We start from the raw sequence: 17,145 nt of genomic DNA, 5'->3' as shown, positions 1-17,145 counted from the left end.
GAGTTCCCGGCCATGCCCTACAGCTTTCCGCTCGGCCCCTATCACCCGGCCCTGGAAGAGCCCTTCAAGGTCAAGGTGCAGTGCAAGGGCGAGGTCATCGAGTCCGCCACCGTCGAGGTCGGCTTCAGCTATCGCGGCATCGAGCTGCTGGCGCAGAAACGCAACTGGGTCGAGGTCATCACCCTGATCGAGCGCGTCTGCGGCATCTGCTCCAACACCCACGCCATGACCTTCTGCCTGGCGGCGGAGACCATCGCCGGCATCGAGCTGCCCAAGCGCGCCGCCCACATCCGCACCATCATCGCCGAGTTGGAGCGGCTGCATTCGCACCTGCTGTGGGCCGGCGTCGGGGCGGAGGACATCGGCTTCCATTCGCTGTTCATGGAGGTCTTCACCCTGCGCGAGCGGGTGATGGACACGCTCGAGGCGATCAGCGGCAACCGGGTCAATTACGGCATGAACTGCATCGGCGGCGTCCTGCGCGACATCCCCGATCCGGCGGCGCATCTGCCGGCGCTCGACGCGCTGGCCAAGGGGCTGGGCGAGGTCGTCATCCCCACCTTCACCCAGAACCCGACCGCGCTGGCCCGCACCCGCGGCGTCGGCCGGCTGAGCAGGGAGCAGGCGGTGGAATGGGCGGTGGTCGGCCCGGTGGCGCGTGCCTCCGGCCTCGACATCGACGTGCGCAAGGACCAGCCCTACCTGTCCTACGCCGATCTGGGCTTCGAAAGCGTCGTCCGGCCGGAAGGCGACGTGCAGGCCCGCGTCGTGGTGCGGGCGCTGGAGATGATGGAGAGCGTCCGGCTGATCCGCGAGGCGCTGCTGTCGCTGCCCCCCGGCCCGCTGCGGGCGACCCAGGGGCTGCCGGAGATCCCGGCCGGCGAGGCGACCATCCGCACCGAGGCGCCGCGCGGCGAGGCCTTTTACTACGTCGCCTCCGAAGGCGGGGCCTCGCCGGCCCGCGTCAAGATCCGCACCCCGTCCTTCGTCAACATCCCGGCGATCGAACCGATGGTGATGGGCCAGCCGCTGGCCGACCTGTCGATCATCCAGGCCTCGGTGGACCCCTGCATTTCCTGCACCGACCGGTAACGGCCGGGTCCCGCGCGCGGGCCGTGCCGCCGCCGGCCCGCCGAACATCACCACCGGCCTATGCGATGTCGCATGTCCCATGCGAGGGGCCGTTCATGGCAGACTGGTGTCCCGAAACAAGGAGGCCGGGACCCCATGCGGAACTTCGAGACACCGGGACGGTCGCTGGCGGTCGGCCGCGACGGCATGGCGGCGACCTCACATCCCACCGCCACCCTGACGGCGGTCGAGATTCTGAAGGCCGGCGGCAACGCGGTGGACGCGGCGGTTGCCGCCTGCGCCGTGCAGTGCGTGGTCGAAGCCGGGTCGACCGGGGTCGGCGGGGACTGTTTCGCCCTGGTGGCGCCGGGCGGCAGCGCCGACGTGATCGCCTACAACGGGTCGGGCCGGACGCCCGCCGGGCTGACGCTGGCGCGCCTGCGCGACGCCGGGGGTTCGGCCATCGACCGGCGCTCGCCCCACGCGGTCACCGTGCCGGGGGCGGTCGAGGCGTGGGCGCGCCTGGTCGCCGGGCATGGCCGCCTGCCGCTGCGCGAGATCCTCGCCCCCGCCGTCGCGCTCGCCCGCAACGGCTACCCGGTCACGCCGCGCGTCGCCTTCGACATCGGCCATCAACGGGAGTTGCTGCTGCAGGACCCGATGGCGCGCACCACCTTCCTGGCGGACGGCGCCGTGCCCAAGGTCGGCAGCCTGCAGCACCAGCCGCGGCTCGCCGACACGCTGGAGGCGATCGGCCGCGACGGTCCCGACGCCTTCTACCGGGGCCCGGTGGCGGAGGACATGGTCGCCTGCCTGCAAGGCCACGGCGGCTGCCACACGATGGCCGACTTCGCCGCGGCGCAAGGCGAGTATGTGACGCCGATCCGCACCAGCTACCGGGGCCGCACCGTCTACGAATGCCCGCCGAACGGCCAGGGCGTCATCGCCCTGATGATCCTCAACATCCTGAAGCGCTTCACGCCCGGCAGCGATCCGCTCGGCGCCGACACCCTGCACATCGAGATCGAGGCGACCCGGCTCGCCTACGCCGCACGGGACGCCTTCGTCGCCGATCAGGCGGTGGCGGAGGTGCCGGTCGATCATCTGCTGTCGGACGCGCTGGCCGACGACCTCGCCGCCAGGATCGACCTGACGCGCGCCCTCCCCCGGCAGGCGGTCGAGGAGGCGGTCGAACACACCGACACCGTCTATATCGCCGTCGTCGACAAGGACCGCACCGCCGTCAGCTTCATCAACTCGCTCTTCACCCCCTATGGCAGCGGGCTGATGGCGCCGCGGTCCGGCGTGCTGTTCCACAACCGGGGCCAGAGCTTTTCGCTGGTCGACGGCCACCCGAACGCCATCGGGCCGGGCAAGCGCCCGATGCACACGATCATTCCTGGCATGGTGGCGGAGAACGGGCGCGTCTGCCTGACCTTCGGCGTCATGGGCGGCCATTATCAGGCGATGGGCCACGCCCATCTTCTGTCGAAGCTGTTCGACCACGGGCTGGACCTCCAGGCCGCCATCGAGCTGCCCCGGCTGTTCCCCCTGCCCGGCACCGGCGAGGTCGAGGCCGAACGCGCCATCCGCGAGACGGTGGGGCCGGAACTGGAGCGGCGCGGGTTCACCATCCAGACGCCCAGGGGGCCGATCGGCGGCGCCCAGGCGATCATGGTCGACTGGGAACAGGGAACGCTGCTGGGCGGCTCCGACCATCGCAAGGACGGCTGCGCCCTCGGCTTTTAGACCGCCGCGCCCCGCGGCAATTCAACCCCTTGTTCCGCCGTGACGTTCCGACCAAATGGAGGCCGGAAACAAGACCGCCGTCCAACGGCGGTGGTCGGTGGGGAAAGCATGACATGAGCGAAACTTCCACGGATCCCTACGCCGCAGCCGCGTCGTTCAACGCCGGCACCTACGGGACCGGCATCCACCGCGTCAAGGCGGCGGGCCTGCTCGACGCGATCCGCCGGCTGCTCCAGGCGGCCGGCAGCGCGGCGGAGGAGGCCCGGATCGTCGCCGACCATCTGGTCGAGGCCAACCTCCGCGGCCACGACAGCCACGGCGTCGGCATGCTGGCGATGTACATGCCGGCCATCGCCGCCGGCTTCCTGAAACCCAACCGGCACGCGGTCGTGGACGGCCAGTCCGGCCCGTTCCTGTCGGTCAGCGGCGGGTCCGGCTACGGGCAGGTGATCGCGCGCGAGGCGATGGAGCTTGCCATCGCCCAGGCGCGGCGGGACGGTCTGGTGGCGCTGTCGCTGCGCGACACCCACCACATCGGCCGGGTCGGATCCTATGGCGAGCAGTGCAGCGACGCCGGTTTGGTCGCCATGGCCTTCGTCAACGTCGCCAGCCGCCCGATGGTGGCGCCGTACAGCGGCCTCCAGCCCCGGCTGGGCACCAACCCGATCTGCATCGCGGTTCCGGCGACGTCGTCCACCCCGGCCCTCATCCTGGATTTCGCCACCAGCGCCGTCGCGGTCGGCAAATGCCGGGTCGCCATGGGCAAGGGTCAGGAGATGGCCCCCGGCCTGCTGCTCGACGCCGAGGGGAACGGCACGCGCGACCCGAAGGTGATGTTCGACGACCCGTCCGGGGCCCTGCTGCCGCTGGGCGGTGTGTCCGGCGGCCATAAGGGGTTCGGTCTGGCGCTGATGTGCGACGTCCTCGCCGGGGCGCTGGCCTCGGCGATGCCCGGCACGCCACCGCACCAGGGCCGGGAGCGGGTGATGAACAACATGTTCGCCGTCATCTTCGATCCGGCGCGCGGCGGGAACGCCCAGTGGGCTGCCGATCTGGACGATCTGGTCGCCTATGTCCGCGACACCCCCGCCGCGCCGGGCTCGGACGCCATCCTGATGCCGGGCGAGCCGGAGCGCCGGACGCGGGCGCAGCGGTTGGCGGACGGCATTCCCCTCGACAGCGCGACGCTGGCGATGCTGAACAGCCTGGGCCAGGAGCGTGGCGTGGCGGTGGCCGACCTGCTGGGTTGAACCGTCCGCCCTCCGGCCTCACCCCAGCAGCCAGCGGTGCTCCGGCGCGGTGTTGAAGTGCCACGCCCGGCGCGGCCCGGCCATCACGTTGAGGTAATAGCCGGTGTAGCCGTGCGCGGCGCCGACCGGGTGGTAGCCGCGCGGGACCATGACCAAGTCGCCGTCCTCGACCGCCATGGCTTCGTCGAGCGAGCGGTCGTCGGTGTAGACCCGCTGGAAGGCGAAGCCCTGCGGCGGGTTCAGGCGGTGGTAATAGGTTTCCTCCAGCTGGGTCTCCGCCGAGCCGGACTCGACGTCGTGCTTGTGCGGCGGATAGCTCGACCAGTGGCCCGGCGGTGTGATCACCTCGACCACCAGCAGGCTGTCCGCCGGCTGCTGGTCCGGCAGGATGTCGAAGACGTGGCGCGTGTTGGTGCCCTGGCCACGCACCGAGGCGCGGACATCCTCCGGCCGGATCAGCCGCACCGGCAAGCCGCCGGCGCGCCCCGGCGCGCTGCACACCGCCAGCTCGAGCGGGGTCGCCGCCGTCACGCTCCAGGTCTCGCCCTGCGGCACATAGATCGAATAGGGACGCTTGTCCTCGAAGGGACTCATCCGGTCGCCGAGGCCGCTCCAGCGCTCCGCGCCGGCGGCCGCATCGCCGCGGCCGGCGACGAAGACCAGGCAGACCTCCCGGTCGCCGGTGTCCCCGGTCACGCTCTGGCCGGGTTGAAGACGGTAGAGGTCGAAACCGATGTTCGTCCAGCCGGCGGATTCCGGGGTGACGTGATGGACCCGCCCCGTGTCGTCCGGTGCGTGGTTGCGCAGCAGAAGCTTGCTCATGGTCGGTTCCAGTTCCTGCATGAGGGGCCGCGCGGTGGCGGCGCGCCAAAGGATAACACACACATTCCGCCTTGCGGCGGATAGGGAATTTATATTCTATGACGCTGGCTCGCTGGAGCCACGCCGGTCACGCGTGATCGGCTTCCCTCGGGTGCGTCCGCCTCTTGCGATCTCCTGGCAGAGAGGCCACTTGGACCGGACGGTGCGTCACCGTCCGGTCTTTTCCCGATCCAGCCGCTGCCCCAGCGCCACGATCAGTCCGACCGCCAGACACATCGTCGCGGTCAGCGAGCGGAAACCCTTCACCTGGGCGTCCTCGACCGTCAGCGTCACCCCGGCCAGCGGCGCGATCGGGCTCAGCGTTCCATCGGTGATGCCCAGCACCGGCACGCCGTTCCCGGCGGCCAGCCGGCAGACCTCGACCGTGTCGTCGGAATAGGGCTTGAAGCTGATCGCCACCAGCAGGTCGCGGTCGCCGATCGCCTGCACCTGCTGGCGCAGCATGCCGCCCAGCCCGTCGAGCAGGATCGTCCGCCGCCCCAGCCGCCCCAGCGCGTAGCCCAGATAGGCGGCGACCGGGAAAGACCGGCGCTGCCCCATGACGTAGATGTGGTCGGCCTGTTCCAGCCGGTCGATCGCCTTGTCGAGGTCTTCGGCGCTGACCTCCCGCCGCAGATCCTCCAGCGCGTGGACGCCGGCATCGATGAAATGTTCCAGCACGCGCGAGGCGTCGGACAGGCTGGCGCCGCCGTCGGCCAGGGCGCGGATGCGCTCCTTGTAGTTGGGCATGTTGTCGGTCAGGCGGGTGCGGAAGACGCGCTGCATCTCCGTGAACCCGTCGAACCCCAGCGTCTTGGAAAAGCGGATCAGCGCCGAAGGCTGGACGCCGGCCCGCTCCGCGATCTGCGCCACGGTTTCCAGCGCCATGTCGTTGGGGTTCGACAGCGCATACTCCGCGATCTGGCGCAGGCGCGGGCTGAGGCTGTCCTGGCGCTGGGCGATGGCCGCCTGGAGAGCGGCGAAGCTCTCCGGCGGGTCGGTGTCGATCTCCATGGCGGGCGGATCAGTCCATCAATGGGCGGTTGCGATAGAATAAATGTTCCGGAACCCCGGTCCAAGCCAATTGTCCCGGCCGCCCCTACCCGGCCACGACGTCGGCGACGCGCACGGTGGCGCCGGTGCGCAGCGAGCGGATCGCCGCCTCGGCCAGCCGTTGCGCCTCGCGGCCTTCCTGGAAGCTCGACAGCGGGGTGGCGCCGGTTTCGACGCAGTCGATGAAATGGTCGATCTCGGCCAGATAGGCGTCCTGGTAGCGCTCGATGAAGAAGTCCAGCACCGGGTCCATCGCGCCGGTGCGTTCAGCCCCCCAGGATTCCACCGTGGTGGCGCGGCGGTTCTGCGCCTGCAGCATGCCCTTGGCGCCGAACGCCTCGACCCGCTGGTCGTAGCCGTAGGCGCTGCGCCGGCTGTTGTTGATGTGGACCAGCGCGCCCGACGCCGCGCGCAGCACCAGCATGGCGGCGTCGATGTCGCCGGCCTCGCCGATCGCCGGGTCGATCAGGTTGGCGCCCATCGCCTGGACCTCGACGATGTCGCCGGCCAGATAGCGGGCCATGTCGAAATCATGGATGGTCATGTCGCGGAACAGCCCGCCCGACTTCGCCACGTAGGAGGCCGGCGGCGGCGACGGGTCGCGGCTGGTGATGACGACCTGTTCCAGCCGGCCGATCTCGCCGGCCTGGATGCGGTCGCGCACCGCCTTGAAGGACGGGTCGAAGCGGCGGTTGAAGCCGATCATCACCAGCGGCTTGAGTGGGCCGATCTCGGCCCAGCAGGCGTCCACCCGGCCCATGTCGAGGTCGATCGGCTTTTCGCACAGCACCGGCTTGCCGGCCTTGGCGCCCTGGGCGATCAGGTCGACGTGGGTGTCGGTGGAGGAGGCGACGAACACGGCATCGACCGCCGGATCGGCCAGCGCCTCCTCCACCGTGCCGGCGACCCGGGCGCCGACCGCCGCGGCGGTGTCCCCGGCGGCGGCCGGCGCCACGTCGTAGACGACGGTCACATCGGCGCGCGGGTGCGCCTTGATGTTGCGGGCGTGCATGCGGCCGATGCGGCCACAGCCGAGAACGGCGAAACGAAGCATGATGGACTCCTGACGGCTCGTGCGCGGTTGCGCGTGATGGTGGTGATGGTGACGGAGCGTGTGGCTCAGACCGTGGCGACCTCGATCCAACGCCGTTCGCGGGCCGAAACACGGATGGCCTCGGCCACCCGTTCGATCTCGCAGGCGTCGCGGAAATCCGGGTAGGCCGCCGCCTTGCGGCCCGCCCGGACCGCGCCGATGGCCTCGACCAGCGCCTTCACCTCGATGGTCTTCAGGTCGTTGAAGCCGATCTGGTGGCCGGGTGCCGGGCAGAAGGCGCCGTAATCGCGGTGCTCCGGCCCGGCGACGATGGTGCGGAAGCCGTCGCGTCCCGCCGGCCCGCCGCTCTGGTAAAGCCGCAGCTCGTTGAAGCGCTCCTGGGTGAAGGCGATGGAACCCTTGGTGCCGACCAGCTCGAAGGCCAGCTGCATCTTGCGCCCTTGCGCGATCCAGCTGGCGGTGATGGTGCCGGTCGCCCCGTTGGCGAACTCGACCAGCGCGTGGGCCTGGTCGTCGACCGTCACCGGCCGCGTCCCGGCAGCGCCCGCCATCACCGGGCGTCCGGGATGGACGGTGTGCAGCCGCCCGGCGACGGCGGTGATGTCGCCGACCAGATGGCGCGCCATCGCCAGGATGTGGCTGCCGATGTCGGCCAGCGCGCCGCCGGCGTTGTCCGGCTCGCACCGCCAGGTGAAGGGATGCGCCGGGTCGGCCATGAAATCCTCGGCGTGGATGCCGCGGAAGCCGGTGACGGTGCCGATGTCGCCGCTCTCGACGATCTCGCGGGCCAGCGCGATCATCGGGTTCTTCAAATAGTTGAAGCCGACCAGCGTGACGACGCCGCGCGCCTCCGCCGCCGCCATCATCGCGCGGGCGTCGGCCAGCGTGGTGGCGAGCGGCTTCTCGCAATAGACATGCTTGCCGGCGGCGATGGCGGCCAGCGCGATCGGGGCGTGCAGCCGGTTCGGCGTGGCGATCGCCACCACGTCGACCGCCGGATCGGCAACCAGCGCCCGCCAGTCGCCGGTGTGGCGGCGGAATCCCAGCGCGGCGGCCGCCTGCGCCGCCGTCGCCGCGTCGCGGTCGGACAGCAGGTCGAGCACCGGGGTCAGCGGCAGGTCGAACAGGCCGCCGACGGCGCGGAAGGCCTGGGCGTGGGCCCGGCCCATGAAGCCGCTGCCGACCAGCCCGATGGTGAGGGTGTCCATGAGGATCGTCCGTCCGGTCCGTCGGTTCAGCGCTTGCCGCGCCGCATCTTGGCGTAGGTGTCGAAGGCGACGGCGAGGACGATGATCACGCCCATGACGATCTGCTGGTAGTAGGGCGAGACGTTCATCATCACCAGCCCGTTCAGCAGCACGCCGATCAGCAGCGCCCCGATCATCGTCCCGCCGATGCCGCCCATCCCGCCGAACAGGCTGGTGCCGCCGATCACCACCGAGGCGATGATGCGCAATTCGTAGGACGACCCGGCGATGGCCTCCGCCGAGCCCAGGCGGGCCGACAGCAGGAAGCCGGCCAGACCGGCGAGGAACCCGACGATGACGTAGACCGACACCAGGATGCGGCTGACGTCGATGCCGGTCAGCCGCGCCGCTTCCGGGTTGCCGCCGACCGCGTAGATCTGGCGGCCGTAGCGGGTGTAGCGCAGCACGACATAGCCCACCGCCGCGACGGCGAACAGCACCAGGACCGGCACCGGAATGCCCAGCACGTCGCCCCGCCCCCACCAGCGGTAGCCGGCGTCGAAGCCGGCGATCGGCGCGCCGTCGTTCATCACCAGCGTGGCGCCGCGCCAGATGGTCATGCCACCCAGCGTGACGATGAAGGGCGGGACGTTGAAGGCGGTGATGGTCTTGCCGTGGATGTAGCCGGTCAGCGTGCCGATGGCGCAGGCGATCAGCAGCGCCACCAGGAAGCCCATGCCGAAGAAGGCGCCCTGCCCCACCCCGGTGATGACCCAGGCGCCGGCCAGCGCGGCGAAGGCCAGCACCGAGCCGACCGCCAGATCGACGCCGCCGGTCAGGATGACGCAGGTCATGCCGACGGCGACGATGCCGTAGATCGACACCTCGGTCAGGATGTTGGTCAGGTTGCGCACCGACAGGAAGTTCGGGCTGCTCATCCCGAAGGCGACGCACAGCACGATCAGGAACAGGAGAACGCCGTATTTCTCCAGGAACTGCACGACGTCGAAGGAGCGCTTCCTGTTCGGCGGTTCGGTCGCCAGCGTGGCGGTGGCCATGGTCTTGTCCTTCCCCATCAATGCGCTGCGTGGACGTGTGCGGCGCCGTCGGCCGGCCCGCCCAGCGCCATCAGGCTCATCAGATCCTCCTCGGTGGCCGCCTCCGCGGCGACGCTGCCGGTGATGCGGCCTTCGCGGAAGGTGACGATGCGGTCGCTGACCGCCATCACCTCCGGCAGTTCGGACGAGATGACGATCACCGCCACCCCGGCCTTCGCCATCTCGAACAGCACCTGATGCACCTCCGCCTTGGCGCCGACGTCGATGCCGCGCGTCGGCTCGTCGACGATCAGCACCTTGGGGTGCAGCGCCATGCAGCGGGCCAGCAGGACCTTCTGCTGGTTGCCGCCCGACAGGGTGCCGATGGCGACCTCGTCGTTCGCCATGCGGATGCCGAGCTTGCGGGTGTAGTCGGCGATCAGCGCCCGCTCGCCGGCCTCGTCGACGAAGAACTTCCACTTCGACAGCCGCTTCAGGCTGGGCAGCGACATGTTGTGGCGGATCGAGTGGGGCAGGAAACAGCCCTGCTGCTTGCGGTCCTCCGGCACCAGCGCGATGCCGGCGGCGATGGCGTCGCCCGGCTTGCGCATCGGCACCACCCTGCCGTCGACGACGATGACGCCGCTGTCGCAGCCGTCGGCGCCGAAGATCACCCGCGCCAGCTCGGTCCGCCCGGCCCCGACCAGACCGGCGAAGCCGACGATCTCGCCGGCGCGCACCTGCACCGACAGGTCGTCCAGCACGCAGGCGTGCGGGTCGGCGAGGTTGCCGGCCCGCGACACCCCGCGCACCTCCAGCATCACGCGCTCGCCGGCGAAGCGGTCGCTGCGGCGCTGGAACTCGACGTCGCGCCCCACCATCAGCCGCACCATGTCACTGACCGACGATCCCTGGACGTCGCGGGTGGCGACGTAGCGGCCGTCGCGGAACACCGTGTAGCGGTCGCACACCGCCATCACCTCGACCAGCCGGTGGGTGACGTAGATGATGCTGATGCCCTTGGCGCGCAGGCCGTGGATGATCCGGTGGAGCTTGTCGACCTCCTTGCCGCTCAGCGCCGCCGTCGGCTCGTCCATGATGATCAGCCGGGCGTTCATGGTCAGCGCCTTGGAGATCTCGACCATCTGCTGCTCGGCCACGCTCAGCACGCGCACCGGCATGCGGGGGTCGAGGTCGAGCCCCAGCTCGTCGATCACCGCCTGGGCGTCGCGGTACATGCGGCGCCAGTCGATCAGGCCGTTGCGCCGCAGCGGCTCGCGGCCGAGATACATGTTCTCGGCGATGGTCATCGCCGGCAGCAGGTTGAATTCCTGGTAGATGGTGACGATGCCCAGCCGCTGGCGCACGATGGGCGTGTCGGCGCGATCCAGCGTCCGGCCGTCGAACAGCAGTTCCCCGCCGTCGCTGGGCTGCGCCCCGGCCAGGATTTTCAGGAAGGTGGATTTTCCGGCACCGTTCTCGCCGAGCAGGGCGTGAACCTCGCCCTGCTCGACCGCGAGCCGGACACCGTCGAGGGCGACGACGCCGGGAAAGACCTTCCGGATGTCCGCCGCTTCGAGGATCGCGTGACCCATCATCGGCTCCCAAATGGAGGGGGGTTGGACCGCAAGGGGGGCTCTTGCGCAGACGGAACCGTGCCCGCCCGCTCAAGGCCCCCGTCCGGGCTTACTTCACCTCGGCGATGCGGTCGGCCTTGTCGAGATTGTCCTTGGTGATCAGCGTCGGCTCCAGCGCCAGGCTCTTCAGCTCGCTGCCCTTGCGGATGTGATCGACCAGCGTGTTCAGCGCCGTGCGGATCTGGGTGCTCGGGCTCTGCTCCACGGTGGCCGACATCTCGCCCGCGCGGATCTTGCCCAGCGTCTCGGGCAGCGCGTCGAAGCCGATGACCAGCGTCTTGGCCTTGCCGCCGCTGGTCGAGCGCACCGCCTCCAGCGCGCCCAGCGCCATGTCGTCGTTGGAGGCGACGATGACGTCCGGCGGGTTGCCGGCGTTGGCGGTCAGGATGCCTTCGGTGACGGTCAGCCCCTCGGCCCGCTTCCAGTTGGCGGTCTGGTCGGCGATCAGCTTGTATTTCGGCCCGGCGTCGGCGATGCCGTCGCGGAAGCCCTTGGCCCGGTCGATGGCGGAGCTGCTGCCCGGCTGGCCGCTGAGATGGACGATGCGGGCGCCGTCGGGGAAGGTCTTCACCACCCAGCTGGCCAGCGTGCGGCCGCCGGCGACGTTGTCGGCGCCGACATGGGCGACCGGCTTCGACGTGCCCTCGACCCGGCGATCGACCGTGACCACCGGGATCTTCTCGGTGATCAGGTCGTCGATCGCCGGGGCCAGCGCCTTGGCGTCGTTGGGGGCGACGATGACGCCCTTGGCGCCCTGCACCACGGCGTTGGCAAGGTCGGCCGACTGCTTGGGCGAGTTGCTCTGCGCGTCGACCACCGACAGGTTGACGTCCAGCCGCTTGGCCTCGGCCTGCAGGGCGCGGTTCATCGCGATGACGAACGGCTCCGACAGGTTCTGGAAGCTGACGACGATCTTCTCCCCGGCGGCCAGGGCCGAAAAGGACGCCAGCGCCGTGCCGGCGGCGAGGATGGCACCGAAAGCAACACCGAACGCGTTCCTGGGCATGGTTTCCTCCGATTATTGGGTTTTTTGGTGATGAATTCTGCTGCGTGGCGCCACCGGCGCCGTCACAGGCCGAGTTCGGCGACCAGCGCGCTCAGATGCTGGCGGCCCCTGGTGACGTAGGTCAGCGGGTGGGCCTTGGCGGGGTCCTGCTCGGCCTCGATCACCAGCCATTGGCCGCGATACTCCGCCGCCTTCAGCGCGCCGAGCACCGCCTTGAAATCGACGCAGCCGTCGCCCGGCACGGTGAACACGCCGTCGACCACCGCGTCGAGGAAGCTGCTGTCGCCGGCCTTGGCGGCTTTCAGCACGTCGGGGCGGACATCCTTGCAATGGACGTGGTTGATGCGGTGGCCCCACGTGGCGATCACGTCCAGCGGGTTGCCGCCGGCGAAGGTCAGGTGGCCGGTGTCGAGCAGGATGCCGACGCTGTCGCCGGTGACCTCGGCGAAGCGGTCGATCTCGTCCGGCGTCTCGACCACCGTGCCCATGTGGTAATGGTAGGCCAGCGGCGTGCCCTGCTCGCGCAGATAGTCGCCGAACGCCGTCATGCGGCGGCCGAACCCGGCCCATTGGCCGGCGTCCAGCACCGGACGGGTGGACAGCGGCGCGGCGCGGTCGCCATGGACGCAGCCGGTGGTCTCCGCCACCACCATGACGGAACAGCCGAACGCCTTCAGCAGGCGCAGATGCGGCTGCACCGCCGCGATCTCCTCGTCGACCGTGCGGTCCAGCAGGCCGGCGCTGTACCAGCCCGACACCAGGTCGAGGCCGTGGCGGGCCAGGATCGGGCGCAGCGCGTCGGGTTCGCGGGGAAACTTGTGGCCCAGCTCGAAACCGGCGAAGCCGGCCTGCCGACCCTCGGCCAGGCACAGCTCCAGCGGGGTGTCGCCACCCAGCGCCGGCATGTCGTCGTTGCTCCAGGCGATCGGGTTGACGCCGAGACGAACGGTCATGATCGAATGCTCCCACGCGTAAGGAGGAAAATCGGGGAAAGGAGCGGGCTCAGCGGCGCTGGCGGGCCTTGGCGGCGACGTAGCGCTGGCGGGCCGCCGTCACCTCCGCACGGGCGGACACTTCGGGCACCGGCACGTCCCACCACGCCCCGCCTTCCGCGGTCGAGGGCAGCGGGTCGGTGTCGATGACGATGGCGTAGGTGTCGGCGGACGCCTTGGCGCGCTGCAGCGCCTGCTCCAGGGCGGCGACGCCGGTGACCTTCTCGGTCACCGCGCCCAGCGCCCGCAGATGGGCGGTGAAATCGACGGCCGGTGGACCATCCGTTTCAAAATGGCTGTCGCGCAGCAGGTTGTTGAACGGCGCCCCGCCACAGGCGTTCTGCAGTCGGTTGATGCAGCCGTAGCCGCGGTTGTCGAGCAGCACGACGATCAGCTTGCGCCGCATCGCCACCGCCGCGGCGAGTTCGGAGTTCATCATCATGTAGCTGCCGTCGCCGACCATGACGTAGGTCTCGCGGTCCGGGCAGGCCATCTTGACGCCCAGCCCGCCGGCGATCTCGTAGCCCATGCAGGAGAAGCCGTATTCCAGGTGGTAGCCGCCGGGCCGGGCGGTGCGCCACAGCTTGTGCAGCTCGCCCGGCAGGCCACCCGCCGCGCAGACGACGATCCCATCCGCGCCCGCCGCCCGGTTGACCGCGCCCAGCACCTGCGCGTCGGTCGGAAGATCCAGCCCGGCATCGGCGGTCGCCGCGTCGACGGCGCGGTTCCACACCGCCATCCGCTCCTGCGCCAGCGCCTGCCACCCGGTCGGGGCCGCCCAGTCGCCCAGTTCCGCATCGAGCGCCGCCAGCCCGCGCGCCGCATCGGCGACCAGCGGCAGCGCGTTGCCCTTCACCGCGTCGAACGCCGCCACGTTCAGCCCGGCCAGCCGGGCCTCGCCGAACACCGACCAGGACGCCGTGGTGAAGTCGGCCAGCCGGGTGCCGACCGCCAGCACCAGATCGGCCTCCGCCGCCAGGGCGTTGGCGGTGCTGGACCCGGTGACGCCGATGGCGCCGACGGTGCACGGATGGTCCCAGGCCAGCGCGCCCTTGCCCGCCTGGGTTTCCGCCACCGGGATGCCGTGGCGTTGGGCGAAGGCGGCGAGACCGGCGCAGGCGCCGCTGTGATGGACGCCGCCGCCGGCGACGATCAGCGGCCTCGTTGCGCCGCGCAGCGCCGCCGCGACGGCGGCCAGCTCGTCGCGGTCGGGCTCCGGACGGCGGGTGCGGCGGACGGTCTTCTCGAAGAAGGACAGCGGGAAGTCGTGGGCTTCGGCCTGGACGTCCTGCGGCAGGCACAGCGTCACCGGGCCGCAATCGACCGGGTCGGTCAGCACCTGGATCGCCCGGCGCAGGCTGGGCATCAGCTGTTCGGGCCGGCTGATGCGGTCCCAGAAGCGCGACACCGGGCGGAAGCAGTCGTTGGCCGACACGGTCGGGTCGTAGAAATCCTCCACCTGCTGCAGCACCGGATCGGGGGCGCGGGTGGCGAAGGTGTCGCCGGGCAACAGCAGCACCGGCAGCCGGTTGACATGGGCCAGCGCCGCCGCCGTCACCATGTTGACCGCCCCCGGCCCGACCGAGCTGGTGCAGGCCATCATGCGGCGGCGGTTCTGCGCCTTGGCGTAGGCGATGGCGGCGTGGGCCATGCCCTGTTCATTGTGGCCGCGGTAGGTCGGCAGCGTGTCGCGGGCGGCGTGCAGCGCCTCGCCCAGCCCGGACACGTTGCCGTGGCCGAAGATCGCCCACACCCCGGCGAACAGCGGCAGCTCCCGGCCGTCGATCTCGACATGCTGGGCGCTCAGGTGCTTCACCAGGGCCTGGGCCACGGTCAGCCGCAAGGTAGCCATCGATCCGTCCTCCCGATCACTCGTCTTTTTGCGGGCCTTGCGCCCCTTGTCGTTTTTCGGTTCGTGTCAGGCGGCGGCGCGCTTGCCCGCCGCCCGTTGCTCGTCCCAGAAGCCGATCAGCCGGGCATAGGCGTCCGCCATCGTCCGTTCCGCCTCGTCGTCGCCGACACGGCCATCCAGCCAGGCCTCGGCCACCGCGCCGAACAGGGTGCGGCCGATGGCGAAACCCTTGCAGACCGGCTGCCGGGCCGCCAGCGCCAGACCGGCCTTGATCTCCTCCTCCGGCGCGTCGAGGCCGAGGATCAGCACGCCGTGGCACAGCGGGTCCTCCGCCGCGATCACCCCGGACACCGCGTCCCACGCCGCCTGGCTGGCCGGGGCCGGCAGCTTCCACCAGTCGGGGAACACCCCCAGCGCGTAGAAGCGGGCCAGGGCACGGGCGAGCGTGCCGTCGTCCACCGGCGATCCCTTCGGCGGGATGAGTTCCAGCAGCAGCTCGTGACCGGTGGCGCGGCAGGCGGCGAACAGGGCCTGCACCTGCCGCTCCTGCTCCTCGCGCAGCCCGGCCTCGTCGTCGGGGTGGTGGAAGACGAGGCACTTGACGACATGCTCGGCCGGCCATTCCCGGATCGTCACCGCCGGGTCGGGACCGCCCTCGAAGCGCAACGGGCGCGAGCCGGGCTGTTCGATCGGGCGACCGATCCAGGCGTTGCCCCCGCTCAGCCGGTCCAGCGCGTCCTGGCCGTGGATGCCATCGAGCAGCATGCCGAAGCCGTCGCGCCCCTGGGTGACGGAGCGCGCCGCCGCCAGGGCGAGCCGCTTGAAGCCGGCGATGCGCTCGGGCGGCGCGCCACAGCGCCCGGCCATCACCTCCAGCTGGAGCCGGTGGTCGATGGCGAAGGCGAGAACCTCCGGCCAGGCCCGGCGCCGCGTGGTCGCCCAATGGATGTGCGACAGCCGCGCGTCGTGGCGCAGCCGCGGGGTGGCGCTGCCGTTGTCCAGGAAGAAGGACAGCTCGGTCCAAGTCGGGATCGCCGGGGCGCAGCCGTGGCGCGACACCGCGAAGGCGCCGCAGGCGTTGGCGTAGGCGCAGCATTCCTCCAGCGGCCGGTCGCGCAGCCAGCCGCGCAGGAAGCCGGACATGAAGGCGTCGCCGGCGCCCAGCACGTTGAAGACCTCCACCGGGAAGCCGGGACCGCGCACGCCGAGATCCAGGCTGTCGGGAACCTCGCCGGGGAAGACGACGCAGCCCATCGGTCCGCGCTTGCACACCAGCGTGGCGTTCGACAGGCCGCGCACGGCGCGCAGCGCGGCGACGGTGTCGGTGCTGCCGCCGGCGATGTGGAACTCCTCCTCGGTGCCGACGATCAGGTCGCAGTCCGGCAGGATGGTCTGCAGATGCGCGGTAACGCCGCCGTCGGCGATGAAGCGTTCCTCGCCCAGCCCATGGCCGGTCAGCCGCCACAGCACCGGGCGGTAGTCGATGTCCAGCACCACCCGGGTGCCGGCCGCCCGGGCGATCCGGATTGCCTTGCGCATGGCGGCGTCGGTGGTGGCGGTGGAGAAATGGGTGCCGCTGACGACGACGGCGCGGGCCGACGCGATGAAGGACTCCGGGACGTCGTCCTCGCAGATCGCCATGTCGGCGCAGTTCTCCCGGTAGAAGATCAGCGGGAAGGTCTTCCTGTCGCGGATGCCCAGGATGACCAGGGCGGTCAGCCGTTCCGGATCGGTGACGACATGGCTGGTGTCGACGCCCTCGCGGGTCAACTGCTCGCGGATGAAACGGCCCATATGCTCGTCGCCGACACGGGTCAGCAGCGCCGACCGCAACCCCAGCCGCGCCGTGCCGACGGCGATGTTGGTCGGGCAACCGCCGACGTATTTGGCGAAGCTCTGCATGTCCTCCAGCCGGCCGCCGACCTGTTCGCCGTACAGGTCGACGGAAGAGCGGCCGATGGCGATGACGTCGAGCGTGCGTGGGTTTGGCATGGCGTGGGCTTCCTTGGATTCTCACGTCGCGTGGGTGTCGGCGCGCATCGGCCCGCAGGGGAGGCGCCGTGCCGGCTTCGGGATGGGGCGGTTCCGGTCACCATGGTCCCGGCCACCGTCCAGCATCGCCGGCCTATCTGCGATGGCTCGTCTGCGAATGGCCCGGGTCGGATCAGGCGAAACTCTCGATGGTCAGTAGAACAAACATTCCGTAACGGGTCAATGGGGAATTTTTGTTCCATTCCCATCGATGCCGGCGGAGGGTACCGTCCGTGCCGGGACCCGCACCCCTTCACCACGCCGGGCCGTGTTGAAACGCTGGCAATTGGGCGGTTACATGTTTACAAATTTACCGGTGGCCGATGAGCCGGTGAGCAAGAGGCTGGGAGCGGAACGATGGGCGC

General features: G+C 70.5%; 13 protein-coding genes. 3 read left to right on the top strand and 10 right to left on the bottom strand.

Annotated features, from left to right (window positions below; translation table 11 throughout):
* Positions 1 to 12 precede the first annotated feature (12 nt).
* The 3 genes from TSO352_RS09630 to TSO352_RS09620 all read left to right on the top strand — a co-directional run bounded on the left by TSO352_RS09630 (position 13) and on the right by TSO352_RS09620 (position 4,070).
* On the top strand, positions 13 to 1,092 hold the full coding sequence (locus TSO352_RS09630; RefSeq protein WP_109107115.1) for a nickel-dependent hydrogenase large subunit: 1,080 nt from the start codon (positions 13 to 15) through the stop codon (positions 1,090 to 1,092).
* Positions 1,093 to 1,227: 135 nt separating this feature from the next.
* Positions 1,228 to 2,820 (top strand): gamma-glutamyltransferase, encoded by a 1,593-nt coding sequence (gene ggt, locus TSO352_RS09625; protein ID WP_109107114.1) that lies wholly within the window; start codon positions 1,228 to 1,230, stop codon positions 2,818 to 2,820.
* Between the two features lie 113 nt (positions 2,821 to 2,933).
* Positions 2,934 to 4,070 carry a malate/lactate/ureidoglycolate dehydrogenase gene (locus TSO352_RS09620; RefSeq protein WP_109107113.1) on the top strand — a complete coding sequence of 379 codons (1,137 nt, stop codon included), beginning with the start codon at positions 2,934 to 2,936 and terminating at the stop codon, positions 4,068 to 4,070.
* A gap of 18 nt (positions 4,071 to 4,088) precedes the next feature.
* Here the strand turns inward: TSO352_RS09620 and iolB are convergent, their stop codons facing one another.
* The 10 genes from iolB to iolC form a co-directional block, all read right to left on the bottom strand.
* A complete protein-coding gene (iolB, locus tag TSO352_RS09615) occupies positions 4,089 to 4,892 on the bottom strand; it encodes a 5-deoxy-glucuronate isomerase (RefSeq protein ID WP_109107112.1) in 804 nt (267 codons plus the stop codon).
* A gap of 207 nt (positions 4,893 to 5,099) precedes the next feature.
* Positions 5,100 to 5,945: a MurR/RpiR family transcriptional regulator gene (locus TSO352_RS09610; protein WP_109107111.1), complete on the bottom strand. Its 846-nt coding sequence runs from the start codon at positions 5,943 to 5,945 to the stop codon at positions 5,100 to 5,102.
* Positions 5,946 to 6,030: 85 nt separating this feature from the next.
* A complete protein-coding gene (gene iolG / locus TSO352_RS09605; RefSeq protein ID WP_109107110.1) occupies positions 6,031 to 7,038 on the bottom strand; it encodes an inositol 2-dehydrogenase in 1,008 nt (335 codons plus the stop codon).
* A gap of 65 nt (positions 7,039 to 7,103) precedes the next feature.
* A complete protein-coding gene (locus tag TSO352_RS09600) occupies positions 7,104 to 8,246 on the bottom strand; it encodes a Gfo/Idh/MocA family oxidoreductase (RefSeq protein WP_109107109.1) in 1,143 nt (380 codons plus the stop codon).
* Between the two features lie 26 nt (positions 8,247 to 8,272).
* Positions 8,273 to 9,283, bottom strand: a complete 1,011-nt coding sequence (locus TSO352_RS09595) for an ABC transporter permease (RefSeq protein WP_109107380.1) — start codon at positions 9,281 to 9,283, stop codon at positions 8,273 to 8,275.
* A gap of 17 nt (positions 9,284 to 9,300) precedes the next feature.
* The gene (locus TSO352_RS09590; protein WP_247871998.1) at positions 9,301 to 10,857 is read right to left on the bottom strand and encodes a sugar ABC transporter ATP-binding protein; all 1,557 of its coding nucleotides are present in this window, start codon (positions 10,855 to 10,857) and stop codon (positions 9,301 to 9,303) included.
* A 91-nt stretch (positions 10,858 to 10,948) separates the two neighbouring features.
* Entirely contained in the window at positions 10,949 to 11,905 is a 957-nt protein-coding gene (locus tag TSO352_RS09585) for a substrate-binding domain-containing protein (RefSeq protein WP_109107107.1), read from the bottom strand.
* A 62-nt stretch (positions 11,906 to 11,967) separates the two neighbouring features.
* Positions 11,968 to 12,858: a myo-inosose-2 dehydratase gene (iolE, locus tag TSO352_RS09580; RefSeq protein ID WP_109107106.1), complete on the bottom strand. Its 891-nt coding sequence runs from the start codon at positions 12,856 to 12,858 to the stop codon at positions 11,968 to 11,970.
* 49 nt (positions 12,859 to 12,907) lie between these two features.
* Positions 12,908 to 14,749 (bottom strand): 3D-(3,5/4)-trihydroxycyclohexane-1,2-dione acylhydrolase (decyclizing), encoded by a 1,842-nt coding sequence (iolD, locus tag TSO352_RS09575; protein ID WP_109107105.1) that lies wholly within the window; start codon positions 14,747 to 14,749, stop codon positions 12,908 to 12,910.
* Between the two features lie 66 nt (positions 14,750 to 14,815).
* The gene (gene iolC, locus TSO352_RS09570) at positions 14,816 to 16,741 is read right to left on the bottom strand and encodes a 5-dehydro-2-deoxygluconokinase (protein WP_109107104.1); all 1,926 of its coding nucleotides are present in this window, start codon (positions 16,739 to 16,741) and stop codon (positions 14,816 to 14,818) included.
* Between the last annotated feature and the right edge of the window lie 404 nt (positions 16,742 to 17,145).

This window comes from Azospirillum sp. TSO35-2 (assembly GCF_003116095.1).
GTDB lineage: Bacteria > Pseudomonadota > Alphaproteobacteria > Azospirillales > Azospirillaceae > Azospirillum.
This window is presented reverse-complemented; position numbering and strand designations above follow the sequence as displayed.

What these genes read in the sequence shown, in the direction of transcription:
- TSO352_RS09630 (WP_109107115.1), top strand. Translation starts at nt 13, where the DNA reads ATGCCCTACAGCTTTCCGCTCGGCCCCTATCACCCGGCCCTGGAAGAG.
- ggt (WP_109107114.1), top strand. Translation starts at nt 1,228, where the DNA reads ATGCGGAACTTCGAGACACCGGGACGGTCGCTGGCGGTCGGCCGCGAC.
- TSO352_RS09620 (WP_109107113.1), top strand. Translation starts at nt 2,934, where the DNA reads ATGAGCGAAACTTCCACGGATCCCTACGCCGCAGCCGCGTCGTTCAAC.
- iolB (WP_109107112.1), bottom strand. Translation starts at nt 4,892, where the DNA reads ATGAGCAAGCTTCTGCTGCGCAACCACGCACCGGACGACACGGGGCGG.
- TSO352_RS09610 (WP_109107111.1), bottom strand. Translation starts at nt 5,945, where the DNA reads ATGGAGATCGACACCGACCCGCCGGAGAGCTTCGCCGCTCTCCAGGCG.
- iolG (WP_109107110.1), bottom strand. Translation starts at nt 7,038, where the DNA reads ATGCTTCGTTTCGCCGTTCTCGGCTGTGGCCGCATCGGCCGCATGCAC.
- TSO352_RS09600 (WP_109107109.1), bottom strand. Translation starts at nt 8,246, where the DNA reads ATGGACACCCTCACCATCGGGCTGGTCGGCAGCGGCTTCATGGGCCGG.
- TSO352_RS09595 (WP_109107380.1), bottom strand. Translation starts at nt 9,283, where the DNA reads ATGGCCACCGCCACGCTGGCGACCGAACCGCCGAACAGGAAGCGCTCC.
- TSO352_RS09590 (WP_247871998.1), bottom strand. Translation starts at nt 10,857, where the DNA reads ATGGGTCACGCGATCCTCGAAGCGGCGGACATCCGGAAGGTCTTTCCC.
- TSO352_RS09585 (WP_109107107.1), bottom strand. Translation starts at nt 11,905, where the DNA reads ATGCCCAGGAACGCGTTCGGTGTTGCTTTCGGTGCCATCCTCGCCGCC.
- iolE (WP_109107106.1), bottom strand. Translation starts at nt 12,858, where the DNA reads ATGACCGTTCGTCTCGGCGTCAACCCGATCGCCTGGAGCAACGACGAC.
- iolD (WP_109107105.1), bottom strand. Translation starts at nt 14,749, where the DNA reads ATGGCTACCTTGCGGCTGACCGTGGCCCAGGCCCTGGTGAAGCACCTG.
- iolC (WP_109107104.1), bottom strand. Translation starts at nt 16,741, where the DNA reads ATGCCAAACCCACGCACGCTCGACGTCATCGCCATCGGCCGCTCTTCC.